Source organism: Viscerimonas tarda, assembly GCF_054601255.1.
Map to the genome: position 1 here is coordinate 17897 of NZ_BAAHWV010000013.1, position 16556 is coordinate 34452.

Sequence of the window (16556 nt, forward strand, 5' to 3'; positions counted from 1 at the left end):
GAATGAGAAAAATAGTGGTTTTTATAGTATGCGCCCTGTGTTTCTGGGGCATTGCGCAAAATTCCTCCGCCGCTAATAAAACGGCGCGGATTGGCCTATCTTATACTTATCCCACGAACTATAAGAATTGGCAGGATGCATTTGTTTCGGGCAATGGAAAAATCGGGATTCTGGTCTTCGGTAATCCCTTGAACGAGACAGTGATTTATAACAACCGGGAATTCAGCATGGCAAAAACGCACGACCGCTCTTTTGCCCAGGTGAGTAAGGCCGATCTTGATTCGATAAAGAAGTTTTGCGCTCAGGGGCGATTCAAGGAGGCGAACGAAATAGCTGTTAGAACTTCCGAATGGAAAGACGGAGGAGAAGGCAATCGCCACCCCGGATTCAAGATGGCGATAAACATCCCGCAGGATGGCGAAATAACGAATTATTCGCGCGTCTGCAATTTTGAAACCGGCGAGATAAGTGTGAAATGGAAAGACAACCGAGGCAACTGGGAACGAAAATCTTTCGTATCGCGAAAGGACAATATTATTGTACAGTCCCTCACAGCTCCATCGAAAGGCAAACTGACTTGCAGCATTGAGTTGGGTGTTGAAAAAGACATGCTGCTAGCCAAAAGTATGCAGTTCGAGAAAGAAACCACAAGGGATTACCTTGTTTTCAGGGCAAAATATCCGGCTAACACCGGTGGCGCAGGCTACGAAGGCGTTATCAGAGTGGAAGTTGTGGGTGGAACGAAAAGCATTGAGGGAGATGTGTTGCACATTAAAGACGCCAATTCGGTTATAATGATAACACGTGCCGAAAAATACTACCGGGATTGCGAACAGCAGTGGAACAAGCAGGAAGTTCAACGCGATTTGAAAAACTATCCGGCGGATTACAAGAAATTGCTGGCCGGTCAACTGGCAACTCACACAAAAATCTATAACAGGGTAAATCTGGATTTTGGTGCGAGTGCAGCAGAGCGTGCGCTTAGTAATGAGGAGCTATTGGCCAAGCAAAAGGAAACCAAGCTTCCGGTACTGGCCTTGTGGGAACGCATTTTCGATTCGGGCAGGTATTCGTTTCTATCGTCCAGCAGCGACCAAACGCCACCCGATTTGCTGGGTATTTGGACCGGAGACACCAATGCCGGTTGGGGTGGCTACTACCATCTGGATGCCAACCTGAATATTCAGGTGAGCGGCGGAAATGTGGGCAATATGCCCGAAGCAATGGAAGGCTATTTTCACTTGAACGAGGTGTGGGCCAATGACTTCCGCATAAATGCACAGAAGTTATTGGGTTGCCGGGGATTGTTGGCTTCGGGTAACACCCCCGGAATCACATCGGGATTGATGGCCAAGATAAGCGACTTTTATCCCTACCAATATGCTACGGGAGAAGAGGCATGGCTGCTGTATCCTTTCTGGGAGCATTATCTGGTAACAGGAGACACCGATTTTCTGCGGAACAGGCTTTATCCGCTGCTGAAAGAAATGGGACATTTTTACGAGGATTTTTTGGTTTATACCGATGCACAGGGGAAGTATATTTTTGCCGGTTCCGTTTCGCCCGAAATACAATCGCCGGGTGTAGGCGCTTCGCTGGTGAATAATTCCAACTTTGATATTTCGGGGGCAAAATTTATTCTGACGGCCTTGATTGAAGCCAGCAACATCCTGTCATTGGAACAGGGAGCAGGAGCGGGCGTTGAAAAATGGTCGAAAATACTGGATAAACTCCCGCCCTACATGATAAATTCCGATGGCGGATTGCAAGAATGGGCTTGGCCGGGGCTGAAAGACAGTTACAGCCACCGCCATTCGAGCCACCTGCTGATGATGTGGCCTTACCGCGAAATTACGAAAGAAAACAACACCGCCATATTCAATGCCATAGCCAATACGCTGGAACGAAAAGACAAGAACAAGTACGAAAATGCAGGTCATGGCTATCTGGTGAGCGCATTTGTTGCATCGGGATTGAAAAACTCGAGAGCGGTATATAACAAATTGCACTATCTGATGTCGGACGACTATTATTACAATAGCCTGATGTCGTCGCACAATAATAAATTTGGCGTATATTGCGCCGATGTTTGCAATACCGTTCCGGGCCTGATGATGGATATGCTGGTGCATTCCAATCCGGGGGTGCTGGAACTGTTGCCCTCTTTACCCGAAGAGTTGAGCAAAGGTTCGGTATCGGGCATAAAAGGAAGAAACAGAGTTACGGTCGAAAATTTGAGCTGGGACTTAAACAAGAAAAGCCTGAAATGTATCCTGAAATCGGATATAGACCAAAGCATCACACTGATTGAACGCCAGGGAATCAAGCGCATCAACGCCAAAACAACGGTAGAAAAATCGTTGCTAGGCAATATAGCCAGAACGGTTACTCTACCGAAAGGGAAAAATATAGCTATTGAGATTGGGTGGTGAGAAGGATGTTTAGTCCCCTGCGGGACTAAATACATGATTTTGCTGCTGAAACCTAACTTGACTTACGCGACTACATAGACGAAACGGAGACTAGAACCGGGACAACAAAAGGCGCTTCGATAATGACAGATCGCTGGACGAAGCAGCGGCAACCAAGGAGAAGCAGTTCCGGTTCTAACGATTCTGGCTCTTCCAACGGAAGTCGCGGTGGTTATGTTCCGAATTGCTCATATTTTGGCTACTCGGACAATAAATGTCATAAAAATCAGGGTAGCGCCAGTTTGGAAAATTGTGGTTTTCTCTCATCAGGACGTTGCCAGTGGGGGCAATATTAACAATCAATTAAATAAGCCGAAAATCATTTTTCAATCGAATCGAAAATCCTTATATGCCTAACCGCCACCAGATTACAAATCCTGCTGACGAGAAGATGATAACCACGCATCGTCTATAATTCTGCCCAAACTCATTATTCTCATTTGTTATTATACTGGTTCATTGCATTCTGCAATCCGGCGAGGCAAAAGGTTTTAATAATTTCGGCACATACTTCGAGGCGTTCGGGCAAAAGTTCTTCTTCTTCTTTCCAAAAATTGCCCAATACATAGTCGGCTTGCAGGCCCTTTGGGTAGTCGTTTCCTATGCCGAAGCGCAGGCGGGCGTAGTTTTGCGTGTTCAACAGCGTCTGAATATCCTTTAAGCCGTTGTGCCCGGCATCGCTCCCCTTCCCTTTAAGGCGTAAGGCGCCGAATGGCAGGGCCAAATCATCGACAACCACCAACAGGTTTTCGAGCGGTATGTTTTCCTGCTGCAACCAATAGCGCACCGCATTACCGCTCCGGTTCATGAAAGTAGAAGGTTTGAGCAGAATAAGTGTCTGTCCTTTTAGCTTCATTTCGGCCACAGCGCCATAGCGTTTGTCACTAAAAACAATATTGGACGCTTTAGCTAAAGCGTCCAATACTCTGAATCCTATGTTGTGGCGGGAATATTCGTATTCGTAACCAATATTACCCAAACCGGCAATCAAGTATTTCATTCAAACCAATAATCTTTTGATTAGTTAGCTTTAGCTGCAAGCCCTCTTGCGGCACGGGTCAATTGTACGCGGCATACCACAGCATTTTTCGCGTTCAGCAATTCGAGCTTGTCGAAGCTCAATTCGCCAACCTGTATAGATTTTCCAAGCGACAAATGAGCGATGCTGATACGCAATTTTTCGGGAATATCTTTGTAGAAAGCCCTTACTTTCAGTTTGCGCACGTCCAACGACAATTTACCCCCGGCTTTCACCCCTTCGGCAAGTCCTTCAAGTTCAACAGGAACTTCAATAATGATTGGTTTATCTTCAAACACATGCAAGAAGTCGATATGAAGAATTTCATCTGTTACAGCATGAAACTGAATATCTTTCAATATTGCTTTAACGTTTTCCTTGCCAATTGTAAGGTTCACAAGGAATATTTCCGGCGTGTAAATCAGTTTACGGACATCGGCCTGACTTACAGTAAAATGGATAGCTTCGGTAGTTTCCCCACCATAAATAACAGCAGGAATCAAGCCTTCTTTACGGAAAGCTTTTGCTGCTTTTTTTCCAACGCCATCTCTTTTAGCGCCTTTTAATTCAAATGTTTTCATTTTTAATTTTTAATTGTGTTACTCAAAACTAAGGATTTATGCTTCCTTATCTCCCATCACACGGGCTTTCAAAAGCGGTGCAAAGGTAGGTAAAAAAATCGGAAGTGAAAATAATTTTAAAGAGAAAATCTGTCAATGTGAATAATGTGCCAATATGATAATGTAGGGGCGCATGGCATACGCCCGCTGCCGCGAATGGGCTGCGACAAATATGTAATTTGCATACATACGAATATGGGCGTATTCGATACGCCCCTACAAACAATTTGGGGGCGAATACGCAGGTTCGCCCCTACACCCAAGCTTTCTGCGCGGTCGCGACACGCCACGACCCTACTCTGAACCTGAAACCTTGAACTTTGAACTTTGAACCTGAGACCTTGAACTTTGAACTTTTTTGAGTATCTTTGTCGCATATAATTCTAAGAATCGTTATGCAAAATAAGATGCAATATAGAATGGGAGTTGACGCCGGATCGACTACCATTAAAATTGTAATCCTTGATGAATCTTGCCAAACTGTTTACAAAGCATACAGAAGGCATCAGGCTAACATACAACAAACTTTTGTAGAGGAGGTTGAGAAAGTTATCAACCTGTTCCCGGATGTCGAGTTTTTTATCAATATTACAGGCTCGGCAGGGATGGGTATTGCCGAACGTACTAAAACTTCCTTCATACAGGAAGTGGTGGCTGCCGTGGAGGTAGTGAATGATATTTACCCTTCGACTCGTACGCTGATTGACTTGGGCGGCGAGGATGCAAAAATGGTTTTCTTCAAGCAAAACAGGCATCCCGACATCCGGATGAACGGCAGTTGTGCGGGCGGAACAGGCGCTTTTATCGACCAAATGGCCAACCTGATGCATATCTCCATCGAAGAGCTGGGAGAGCAAGCGCTGAAATACGAAAAAATCTATCCTATTGCCTCGCGTTGTGGCGTTTTTGCCAAGACGGACGTTCAGAATCTTATCAGCCGCAATATTCCTATTGCCGATATTTCGGCCTCCATACTTCATGCGGTGGCGTTGCAAACAATGACTTCGCTGGCGCGGGGTTACGATATACTGCCCAAAATTCTCTGCATCGGCGGCCCGCTGACTTTTATACCGGCATTGAGAGAGGCATTTAAAAATGTACTGAAAATAGAAGAATCCGACCTTATTGTGCCCGAAAACGGCGAATACTTTCCGGCATGGGGCGCCGCCCTTTATCGGGACGAGAACACGGTGTTAACTTCGCCGGCAGCGCTTATCGAAAGCCTGTCGCAATCGGTACAGATACAAAAAAATTCGCTTTCGTCCCTGTTCGAGAGCGAACAGAAATACAAGGCCTGGAAGAAGGAACGGAAAATAAAACATCTTTCATTCAAACAGCCCGAAGCGAATAAAACTGTCGATTGTTTCCTCGGCATAGACTCCGGTTCTACCACCACCAAAATTGTTGTGATGGACACCGAAGCCAATATTCTCTACAAATTTTACGACAGCAACGAGGGCAATCCGCTGAAAAAAGCCATCGAAGGATTGAGGCAATTCTTCGACAAGGCCAAAGCGGAAAACATCTCATACAATTTCGTGTCATCCGCTGCCACCGGATACGGCGAAGACCTTATTAAATCGGCGCTGAACCTCGATTATGGCATAGTGGAAACCATGGCGCATCTTTCGGGCGCACAGTATGTCGATCCGAATGTTTCGTTTATCCTCGACATTGGCGGACAGGATATTAAGTCTATTTTTACCGAAAATGGCGTTATCTCAAACATAGAGCTGAACGAGGCTTGTTCGGCTGGATGCGGGTCGTTCCTGCAAAATTTTGCATCGACCATGAGCATGAGCCTCGACGAGTTTTCGAAAAATGCCTGCCTGTCGAAATACCCCTGCGATTTGGGTTCGCGCTGCACCGTGTTTATGAACTCGAAAGTGAAACAGTCGCTTCGAGAGAATGCCGGTATGGACGATATTGCCGCCGGATTGGCTTACTCGGTGGTCAAGAATTGCTTGTTCAAAGTACTTAAAATATCCAATCTCAACGATTTGGGCGATCATATAGTCGTTCAGGGCGGAACATTTCGCAACGATGCCGTTTACCGCGCACTGGAACTGCTCTCCTGCAAATCGGTGAGTTCTACCGACCATCCCGAATTGATGGGCGCCTTGGGCGCGGCCTTGTATGCCAAGAAATTGCAGCAGAAATACCAGTCGCAAACCAGCTTTGCCGGCGAACAAAACCTGCCGGATGTGGAATTGATAGACAGCCGCGAATTGCAGTGCAAAGGCTGTACGAATAATTGTACGGTATTGAGGTTTAAGTTCAACAATGGCAACGTTAGCTATGCGGGTAACAAGTGCGAAAAGATATTCTTCAACGCCAACAATCATTCGCGCAAAGCCGGATACAATGCCTTCGACGATAAAAACGAGATTCTTTTCAACACAGAAATAAATCCCGATAATATCCAAAAAGGGAAAACAATCGGAATACCCCGCGTCCTGAATATGTTCGACAACTATCCGTTTTGGCATACCCTCCTCTCCGAATCGGGATTCAATGTGCGCTTATCGCCCGAATCCACGTTCAGCCTCTATCAAAAGGGCATCGGGAGCGTGATGTCGGATAATATCTGTTTTCCGGCAAAACTTGCCCACGGGCACATACTATCGCTTATCGACCAAAAGGTTGACCGGATATTTTACCCAATCATACCAAAAGAAGAAAAAGAATTCGGCAATTCGTCCGATTCGTTTAACTGTCCGGTGGTGAGCGGTTATCCCGAAGTTATACGAAGCGCTATCGACCCCGAAGAAAAATACGGCGTTCCTTTCGATAAGCCGGTTATTACGTTCAGCAACGAACGGTCGCTGAAAAAAGCAGCATACCATTACCTGTCGGGCTTAGGCGTATCGCGTAACACATTTGAGAATGCCTTTGAAAAAGCCTTGTCGGCAAAACGCGAAATAAAAAAACAACTGGGAGAGGGCCAGAAAGAAATACTGGATAAAGCCATCGAAGACAACGAGATGGTGTTTGTGGTAGCCGGAAGACCCTATCACACCGACCCGCTTATCCACCAAAAAGTAGGGCAGATATTATCCGATTTGGGCGCGATTGTACTCACGGACGATGTATTCCGCAAACCCGAAAGCGAAGGCTTTAGCAAACTGAATATTGTTTCGCAATGGTCGTATCCCAACAGGGTGGTGCAAGCCGCTATGGAAGTAGCCCGAATGCCGCAGAATGTACAATTGATACAACTAAATTCGTTCGGTTGCGGCCCCGATTCGTTCTTCATGGACGAAACCCGTGGCATATTGAAGGATGCCGGTAAAAATATCACGGTGATTCGCATTGATGAAATCGCCAGTCCGGGCTCAATCAGGTTGCGCCTCCGGTCGCTGGTGGAATCGTTGAAGGCCTTGAGCAAAAGCGAGTTCAAGGAACCCAAATCCTACCAGGGCTATACGCGCGTTTACCGGAAAGAAGACCGGAAGAAAACATTGTTGATTCCTTGGTTCGCCGATTTTCTGTCGCCCTTTGTGCCTACTTTGGCCGGACTGTTAGGCTACAAAGCCGAAAACCTGCCGAAGACAAATAAAATATCAGCCGATTTAGGCCTGATGTACAGCAATAACGAAGTTTGCTATCCGGCGACCCTCGTCATCGGCGATATTATACAAGCCCTGCAATCGGGCAACTACGACTTGCAGGATATAGTGCTGGGAATGACGCAAACAGGAGGGCAATGCCGTGCCACAAACTATTTGGGGCAAATAAAATACGCCCTGAATGTGGCCGGGTTCAATGACATTCCAATCGTGGCTCTTTCGTCGGGAACAACCTACCAGAATGAGCAGTCGGAATTTAAGCTGGAGTGGAAAAAGATCATGAAAATCGCCTGCTACATAATACTTTACGGCGATTCGTTGCAGCAGATGCATTCATCAATCAGCGTGAGGGAAAAGAAAAAAGGTTCGGCGCAGGAAGTGTTCGATTTTTATATCGAACGGGGCATTGATGCCGTGAAAGCGAACGACCACAAAACCCTTCTCCGTTTGCTGAAAGAAGCGGTGGCCGATTTCAACAACATCCCGATACACGACCGTGAACTGACAAAAGTGGGGCTGATTGGCGAAATATACATCAAATACAACAACTATGGACAGGCCTTTATATCCGATTGGCTGAGGTCGAAAGAGGTTGAAGTGGTTACGCCGCCCATTGTCGATTTCATGATGCAATTCTTTGTAAACAAGGAAGTCAACACAAAAAATGGGCTGGTAGAAACCAGTTTGTTTGAAAAATCGTTGAAACCCCTGATTTGGGGTTATCTGAACCGGAAAATAAGGAAAGTGGAAAAAATAATGAGAGACTTCCGCTTCTATACCCCTTCCGAATCAATTTATGCAAAGGCAGAAGCCGCCTCCGAAATCATCGACCTTTCCAACCAGTTTGGCGAGGGCTGGCTGGTTGCCGGAGAAGTTGCCCACTATGCCCGCAAAGGAATAAATAAAGTAGTCTGCATCCAACCTTTCGGCTGCATTGCCAATCACATTGTAGCTAAAGGCATCGAAAAACGACTAAAAGGCGTCTATCCCGATATGAACCTGTTGTACCTCGATATTGACGGCGGTATTGCCGATGTAAATATCCAAAACAGGTTACATTTTATGATACAATAAGTAGGGGCTGTGTTAAACGTATTTTTGAACGCAAATTACGCAGATTACGCGAATTCGCGCAAATAATTTTATGAATTGACTGATTTTAAACAATATATAAATTGCGAAAATTTGCGTAATCCGCGTAATTTGCGTTCCTATGTTTTGTGTCTTCTGTGCTGAATAGTTGTCATCCCCCTCGTTTGGCGCAAGTTTGCAACTTGTGCCAATGACAAACTCCCCTCTCCAAGGTGGAGAGGGGCTGGGGGTGAGGAGTATTGGTCGCGGCACGCCACGACCCTACATTTAATTAATAAACGCAGATTATTAAGATAATTAATAATCTGCGTTTATCTGTTGAATCTGCGTCATCGGCGTGCTAACGCGACAAACGCTTTCGTTATTATCTCTATTTAAGCCTTACTTGGCAAAACTTACCGCACGGGTTTCGCGGATAACAGTTATTTTCACCTGTCCCGGATAGGTCATTTCATCCTGAATTTTCTTGGCTATTTCATTCGACAAGGTTTCGGTTTCCAAATCGCTAATTTTATCGGCGCCAACAATAACGCGCAACTCGCGTCCGGCCTGAATAGCGTAGGTTTTCAATACGCCCGGGTACGACAGCGCCAGTTGTTCGAGGTCGTTGAGGCGTTTGATGTAGGCTTCCACAATTTCCCGGCGGGCGCCCGGACGTGCGCCGGAAATGGCATCACATACCTGAACGATAGGAGCGAGCAAGCTGGTCATTTCAACCTCGTCGTGGTGAGCGCCTATCGCGTTGCAAATATCGGGTTTCTCTTTGTATTTTTCGGCAAGTTTCAGCCCCAGCAGTGCATGTGGCAATTCCGGTTCGTCGTCGGGCACTTTACCTATGTCGTGAAGTAATCCGGCGCGTTTCGCTTTTTTCACGTTCAAGCCCAGTTCTGCTGCCATAACAGCACACAGATTGGCCGTTTCACGCGCATGTTGCAAGAGGTTTTGTCCGTAAGACGAACGGTATTTCATTTTACCTACCAGGCGAATCAACTCGGGATGCAAACCGTGTACACCTAGGTCGATGGTGGTACGTTTCCCTGTTTCTATAATTTCTTCTTCAATTTGCTTGCGCACTTTTGTTACCACCTCTTCTATGCGGGCGGGATGGATACGTCCGTCTGCTACCAACTGGTGCAATGCCAAACGGGCTATCTCGCGTCTTACGGGGTCAAAGCCCGAAAGTACAATGGCTTCGGGTGTATCGTCCACAATGATTTCGACGCCTGTGGCTGCTTCCAATGCCCTGATATTACGGCCTTCGCGACCGATAATGCGTCCTTTTATTTCATCCGATTCGATGTGGAATACCGTAACTGCATTTTCGATAGCGGTTTCGGTGGCAACACGCTGAATTGATTGAATGACAATTTTCTTCGCCTCTTTATTGGCTGTCATCTTCGCCTCTTCCATTATCTCGTTGATGTAGGACTGAGCGCCGGTTTGCGCTTCATCCTTCAAGGCTTCGACTAGCTTCTCTTTCAACTCTTCCGCCGACAAACCCGACAGGGCTTCCAGGCGGTCGATTTCTTGTTTGTGCAGTCTTTCGAGGTCTTGTTTTTTCTTGTCAACTATTTCGAGTTGGGTATCCAGATTTTCCTTTACTGCTTCTACCTCGTTTTTACGGCGTTGCAACTCTTCCTGTCTCTGATTCAGACTTTGTTCGCGTTGTTTGAACTTGGCCTCGAACGATTGCAGTTTAGAATTTCTGGAATTTACTTCCTTTTCAAATTCCGACTTCATCTGGAGCGCTTGCTCTTTCACTTCGAGCAGCTTGTTTTTCTTTATTACTTCCGCTTCTTTTTCAGCGTCCTTCACTATCCTCTGGTATTTCGATTTCGATACTGCCGATAGCGCAATCCATGTAAGCGCGACTCCGGCCACAAAGCTTACAATTGCTATTATTATTCCTGTTATTTCCATATTTTTATTGTATGTTATTATTCTCTGATTAATTGATTTATATTTGTTTTTAGTTACGATATTACTATAAAAAAAGCGCACCAATCAATAGGCTTGTTACAAACTCCGGCCTGTTGATTAATGCGTAATGTCTTTTATAAAAATTATTTCTTATGCAAAAATAAGAACCTTAGCTTTTCAAATATTCATCAAGCTCATGCGTCAGCGCCTTGATTTTATCTTCAAACATTTTATTCTTCAACTCAAGGACGACATTTTCAGACATTGCCTGAATAGACGTCATATTTACATAATCCAACTCTTCCAATTCCTTTTGTTCGGCACCCGAAAAATGATTTCTATACTGATTTATTTTCCGGTCTATTACTTTTACCGCATTACGGATATGCCCCTCCTCGTCTCTTTTGACTTTCAGTGTATATGGTCTTCCCGCAAGCTGTACTGTAAACTCTATGTGCTCATTTATTGCCATTGCTTGTTTTCACTACTATATTTTCAACAATGCAATACATTTATCGACATCATGCACTAATCGTGATAACCGCTGCTTTGCATTTTGCATATCATCTTTGCTACCCGATGCAAAGGCTTTCGCAAATCGCAGGTTATCGTACTGTGTTTTTAATTGTCCGGCTTCCTGACTCAAAGACGCGATGATTTTGTTCTTTTCGTTCACCTCATCCCGCAAAGCAACATTTTGATGCTTCAGGAGATCGCAAAGAGCAATCAGTTGCTTCATCCTGTCCTCAAATTCAGCGAGTAATTTCTCCTGAGTGCCTGCCATAAACAATATAAAACTCTTCACAAAAGTAAGGATAGATTATGAATAAACAAAATTATAAAGACTAATAATTCGGCTTTTTGTTACAGATTGTTAAGGCTATCCAAAATCAATTGGGAGACCAAGGCTGAAAGCCTTAAATAACCCAGCCCAACACAGCGCGTTGAGAAAGAGAGCCAATGTGTTGATGGCGCAAAGCGACAACAATTTCATTATTCACATCAGCACATCATTTTGCGCCCTGAAAGGGGCAACATATCTTTATGCTGGGCTTACAGCTGGGGTGGCATAAATCGGCATTTATTGGAAAAAAAGTACCATCCTTAAAAATATGTTGACTGTAAATAGCTTACACTCAATTAAAAAACAAAGAATCCCGTTAGGGATTACCGCTCGGTAGAAAACAGTATGATGCCAAATTATCCCGCATTCCGTAGGAATGCATCCCCAAATAGCCAACAGGATACATTCCTACGGAATGTGTGAGGCTATACTGCGCTGATTTTTTCTACCGAGCGAATCATTCCTAACGGAATGAAAGCAGCGACTTTGTAGCTTTGTGTCTTTGCGTATCTTTGTAACATAAAGTTAGCGAAAATACATGGTTTTACTAACTGCAATTAGAATATTTACTGTATATAGGAGCTAAAAGTAATTCGGAAAACAATTATTACCTACAATCAGGAACAGCTATCAGGAGATATTGAAGTTGTACCCGTTTGGAAATATTTTTTTGAAGGTTGACGTGAAATTAGAACATTGAATGTAGAAAATCTTACCCGAACAAAAAAAGCAACCCAAAAGGTTGCTTTTTTATAGAAACTCCCCCTCGGGGGATTAGGGGGCTGTTTTTAATACCGTTTTCCAATCACTTCCCAGTCCAAAATCTTCCATATTTCGGCCAGGTGATCGGCCCGGCGGTTTTGGTAATCAACGTAATAGGCGTGTTCCCATACGTCAAAACCGAGTATTGGGGTCAGGCCTTTTGTTACGGGGTTGCCGGCATTGGCTTCTTTTTCGATGCTGAGTTTGCCGCTGGCATCTTTGGCCAGCCATACCCAGCCCGAACCGAATAAACCTACTCCGGCAGCGGTAAATTCGGCCTTGAATGCTTCAAACGAGCCCCATTGTTTGTTGATGGCTTCGGCCAATTTACCTGTTGGTTCGCCACCGCCTTTGGGGCTGAACGACAGGAAGTACAGGTTGTGGTTCAGGGTTTGACCGGCGTTGTTGAAGATGGCGCCCTCGCTTTCTTTCACGATGGTTTCGAGTGCGGCATTTTCAAATTTTGTACCTTCTACCAGTTTATTCAGGTTGGTAACGTAGGTCTGTAAATGCTTTCCGTAATGGAGGTCGATGGTTTGTTTGCTGATAACCGGTTCTAATGCGTCTGCTGCGTAGGGCAGTTGAGGTAATTCAAATTTCATGATTCGTTCGTTTTTATTGTTAGTACTATTATTATTGTTGGATTCTTTGCTGTTGTCCAGAGCCAATATCGGCCCTACAGAAAGGAAAGAGACCGATACGATTGCCAATATAATTCTTTTTCTGTTCATAAATGTGTGATTTTGATTATCTACTCTTTATTTATTAAACGTTCCAAACGCGAATATGTTTTAGATTTTATGCGAAATCTTAATAGATTCTTTCTAAGAGCTGATAGATGAAGGTTTCGGGTTCAATTTTATATAAAATTTTAGTACTACTGTTACGGATGAGATTCCGACCAAAGGAAAGAATCTCCTGCTCATATCAGCAACTTTACAGAAAGGCATAAGCAGTAAAATTTTTCATGCGTTTGCCCTGCCCCTGCGGGGAGGTTGGAGGGGCTTTTAATAGTTTGGAATAAGTTTCAATTTGTAGGTATCCTCGTAAGGTTCAAAGTGATGGTCATTAGTAATAAGAGGAGTTTTTTCTTTGATAGCTTGAGTAAGTATCATCAAGTCATTATAATCTAAATCCTTATCTAACAAGTCGATGGAATAAAATAAATCCATATGAGGCTTATCAAAATAAACGACTTCCTCTATGAGTCGATTAATGTCCTTAAGTAAATCTTCAAATGACTTATATTTACGTAATTCATCTATTTTGCCACGCTTGAACAAATAAAAAATCTCCATGATTACAACAGAACTCGCAAAAATAACAGTTCCGTAATCATTCAATATATCATAGACGCGACGAGATAATCGTTTATTAGGCTGAGAATCAAGTAACATTATCAAGATATTAGTATCTATATAATAACGTTTCATACGAACACAGATTCATCCAATACTCTAATAATACCATCAGGAAATTTTTTAATGAAGTCAGTTAATCTACCCGGAGGCAAATCATTCTGATTTTGGTATTTTTCTTTTACCTTCTTGGCTCTTACTTTTTGTTCTTTTACTTTTTCCATAGCTGTATGTTCTACTTATACAAAGATAAGTTATTCTTCGGGAATTTCAAAATAGTCTTTAAATTCTGATAGAGTGAGAATACCTCCTTTCTTCCTACCCGTGCAACGATTTATAAGTCTTTTCCAGCGTCTTTTTGTTATCGGCGACTATGAGCAGTTTATCGCCTTTTCGCATTTCGGTTTTGCCTTTCGGTATAAAATAATCCTCTCCGCGTTTTACCATAACAACCAGGGCTTCTGCCGGTAAGGGTAAGTCCATCAACCGGCTGCCATGCGCCAACGCATCTTCTTCCAACACCATTTCGGAAGTAACGGAGCCTATGTCCTCCGACATTTCGAGTTCAAACTCGTTCGATTTCTTCCTTGTTTTCGTTTCATTGACCAGTCCCAGCCAGCGGGCAACCGTATTTATCAACGTTCCTTGCAGCAATAACGAGAGCAGGGTGATGAAAAACACCACATTGAAAATAAAATGAGCGTGAGGAACCTCTGCCGTCAACGGATAGATGGCGAAAATAATCGGCACCGCTCCGCGCAATCCAACCCAGGAAATAAATACTTTATCTTTAAAGCTTATTTTCCGGAATGGGATAAGGCACAAAAACACGGACAACGGACGGGCTATAAAAATAAGGAAGAAGCCGACAACAAGTCCTATCGCCGCTATCGGCAATAATTCCTGCGGATTCACAAGTAATCCGAGCATCAGGAACACCGAAATCTGACTGAGCCACGACAAGGCATCGAAAAACCGGATAGACGAACGCTTATTGGCAAATTTTGAATTTCCGATGACAAAGCCCGAAACATAGATAGCCAGATAACCGTTGCCATATATAAAGTGTGTGAACGAAAAAATAAACAAACAAAAGGTCAGCAACAGAATCGGATAATAAGCCTCATTGCCAATCCTGACTTTATTCAGCACGTAGGCAGCAAGCTTACCTATTCCGTATCCGGCAATCGTACCGAGAATCAATTGCAATAATATTGAACCTATTACGGGCAGGAGAAGAAAATCATCCGTACTTTCTTGTATTATACTTATAAATGTAATTGTCAGTACATAAGCCATCGGGTCGTTGCTTCCACTTTCTGCCTCAAGGGTTGGGGTCAGGTTATTTTTTAGTCTGACACCTTTTGAACCCAGTATGGCAAAAACCGAAGCCGAGTCGGTTGATGACAAGCAAGATGCAAACAACAAGGCTGTCATTAAGCCTATGCCGGCAGCCGGAATCATTTGTCCGCAAAGCCACCAGACAAAGAAACCCATTACGAATGCCGTTATCAGCACGCCGACCGTTGCCAACACAATACTTTGTGCAATAACCGGCTTAATATCTTCCATTTTGGTTTGCAGGCCACCCGAAAAAAGGATGATGCACAATGCAACCGTGCCAATTGTTTCGGCTACTTTCAGGTCGTTGAACTGAATAATGCCGATACCACCGCTACCAAAAGCCATTCCGACTGCAATAAAAAGCAACAAGGCCGGAACGCCAAAACGCCCGCCTATTTTCCCTACCGAGATGCTTATAAAAAACAACAATGACAATAACAAAAGAAAAAATTCGACACCCATAGTTCTTTTTAATTGAGAAACAACGTTCGCCCTTAGGCAATTGAAAATTGAGAATTGAGAATTAATTCTACTTTATTATCTGTTACAACCAACTTCGTGCTTCCGCCATGTAGCATTGGATAATTATCCTTGGTATGCCCAACCGGAAACCCGAAGGCTACAGGAATAGGCCGCTTTTCTACAACGCTTCTGATTGATTCGTAAACAGGGCGGTACATCAGCGGGTCTTCGGCGCAATCGGTAAAGCTACCTACTACCAGGCCCTTTATCCGGTCGAAAATGCCGGACAGTTTTAGTGTCCACATCATCCGGTCGATTTGATAGGCGCGTTCGCCAATGTCCTCTATAAACAAAATGCCATCCGAAGGAATCGTCAACTGATTGGTTGACAAAAGGCTGCAAAAGACTGCCAGATTACCGCCAAACAAAGTACCGTCGGCAACACCTTCAAGGTTCAGCGGATGACTTTCGACCACGTAACGGGGAATCTGTCCGAAAAGTATCTCTTTCAGATACATTGAAGATTTATCGCCTTCATTTTCGGATAAATGCCTGCACATCGGAGCATGTAACGATGCCATTCCATGACACAAAAATGCCTGATGCAGCGCTGTTATATCGCTATATCCAACAAGCCATTTGGGAGATGCCTTCAACTTCCGGAAATCCAAACCCTCCAGCAAATGCACCACGCCGTAACCACCCCGCGAACAAAATATCAGGCGATTACCGGCATCATCCATTGCCGTTTGAATATCCGCTAAGCGTTGCTCAACCGTTCCGGCAAAACGTCCGTTGTGGCCACGCGCATACGCCGCCACCTCTACGCGCAAGCCCCATTCTTCGAGAACAGACTTTGCCTTATCAATATACAAACTATCTATATTGCCCGAAGGAGATACTATTACAGCTTTATCGCCTTCCTTTAAAGGCTGTGGAATAAGATATTGAACCATACTTCCCAATAATTTAACAAAGGTATGAATTTTTGATTAAATTATTGTGCAGAAATTGGTTCAATATTGTAGGGAACTGTCTCGAAAGTATTTTTGAACGCAGATTACGCGAATTATTGCAATTTATTTATTGTTGAACT

12 protein-coding genes are annotated in these 16556 nt (G+C 44.2%); 2 read left to right on the forward strand and 10 right to left on the reverse strand.

Annotation, left to right across the window (positions count from 1 at the left end; all coding sequences use genetic code 11):
• Positions 1–2: 2 nt before the first annotated feature.
• Positions 3–2432: a glycosyl hydrolase family 95 catalytic domain-containing protein gene (locus tag ACYPWY_RS07435; protein ID WP_459684809.1), complete on the forward strand. Its 2430-nt coding sequence runs from the start codon at positions 3–5 to the stop codon at positions 2430–2432.
• Positions 2433–2907: 475 nt separating this feature from the next.
• Here ACYPWY_RS07435 and pth read toward each other — a convergent pair whose 3' ends face one another.
• Together pth and ACYPWY_RS07445 are read right to left on the reverse strand one after the other, a co-directional pair.
• On the reverse strand, positions 2908–3471 hold the full coding sequence (pth, locus tag ACYPWY_RS07440) for an aminoacyl-tRNA hydrolase (protein ID WP_459684810.1): 564 nt from the start codon (positions 3469–3471) through the stop codon (positions 2908–2910).
• A 20-nt stretch (positions 3472–3491) separates the two neighbouring features.
• Positions 3492–4070 (reverse strand): 50S ribosomal protein L25/general stress protein Ctc, encoded by a 579-nt coding sequence (locus ACYPWY_RS07445; protein ID WP_459684811.1) that lies wholly within the window; start codon positions 4068–4070, stop codon positions 3492–3494.
• 434 nt (positions 4071–4504) lie between these two features.
• Here ACYPWY_RS07445 and ACYPWY_RS07450 point away from each other — a divergent pair, with 434 nt between their 5' ends.
• On the forward strand, positions 4505–8752 hold the full coding sequence (locus ACYPWY_RS07450) for an acyl-CoA dehydratase activase-related protein (RefSeq protein WP_459684812.1): 4248 nt from the start codon (positions 4505–4507) through the stop codon (positions 8750–8752).
• Positions 8753–9151: 399 nt separating this feature from the next.
• On the opposite strand, the gene rny is transcribed toward ACYPWY_RS07450, so the two are convergent.
• The 8 genes from rny to ACYPWY_RS07490 form a co-directional block, all read right to left on the reverse strand.
• Positions 9152–10690, reverse strand: coding sequence for a ribonuclease Y (gene rny, locus ACYPWY_RS07455; protein WP_459684813.1), 1539 nt, complete (start codon positions 10688–10690; stop codon positions 9152–9154).
• Positions 10691–10859: 169 nt separating this feature from the next.
• Positions 10860–11162 carry a cell division protein ZapA gene (locus ACYPWY_RS07460; protein ID WP_459684814.1) on the reverse strand — a complete coding sequence of 101 codons (303 nt, stop codon included), beginning with the start codon at positions 11160–11162 and terminating at the stop codon, positions 10860–10862.
• A gap of 15 nt (positions 11163–11177) precedes the next feature.
• Positions 11178–11495, reverse strand: a complete 318-nt coding sequence (locus ACYPWY_RS07465) for a hypothetical protein (protein WP_459684815.1) — start codon at positions 11493–11495, stop codon at positions 11178–11180.
• Between the two features lie 827 nt (positions 11496–12322).
• A complete protein-coding gene (locus ACYPWY_RS07470; protein ID WP_459684888.1) occupies positions 12323–12898 on the reverse strand; it encodes a superoxide dismutase in 576 nt (191 codons plus the stop codon).
• Positions 12899–13303: 405 nt separating this feature from the next.
• Positions 13304–13729, reverse strand: coding sequence for a type II toxin-antitoxin system VapC family toxin (locus ACYPWY_RS07475; protein ID WP_459684816.1), 426 nt, complete (start codon positions 13727–13729; stop codon positions 13304–13306).
• The gene (locus ACYPWY_RS07480; protein WP_459684817.1) at positions 13726–13878 is read right to left on the reverse strand and encodes a hypothetical protein; all 153 of its coding nucleotides are present in this window, start codon (positions 13876–13878) and stop codon (positions 13726–13728) included. The genes ACYPWY_RS07475 and ACYPWY_RS07480 overlap by 4 nt, the downstream gene beginning before the upstream one ends.
• 94 nt (positions 13879–13972) lie before the next feature.
• The gene (locus ACYPWY_RS07485; RefSeq protein WP_459684818.1) at positions 13973–15460 is read right to left on the reverse strand and encodes a potassium/proton antiporter; all 1488 of its coding nucleotides are present in this window, start codon (positions 15458–15460) and stop codon (positions 13973–13975) included.
• Positions 15461–15492: 32 nt separating this feature from the next.
• A complete protein-coding gene (locus tag ACYPWY_RS07490) occupies positions 15493–16416 on the reverse strand; it encodes a S66 peptidase family protein (RefSeq protein WP_459684819.1) in 924 nt (307 codons plus the stop codon).
• Positions 16417–16556 lie beyond the last annotated feature (140 nt).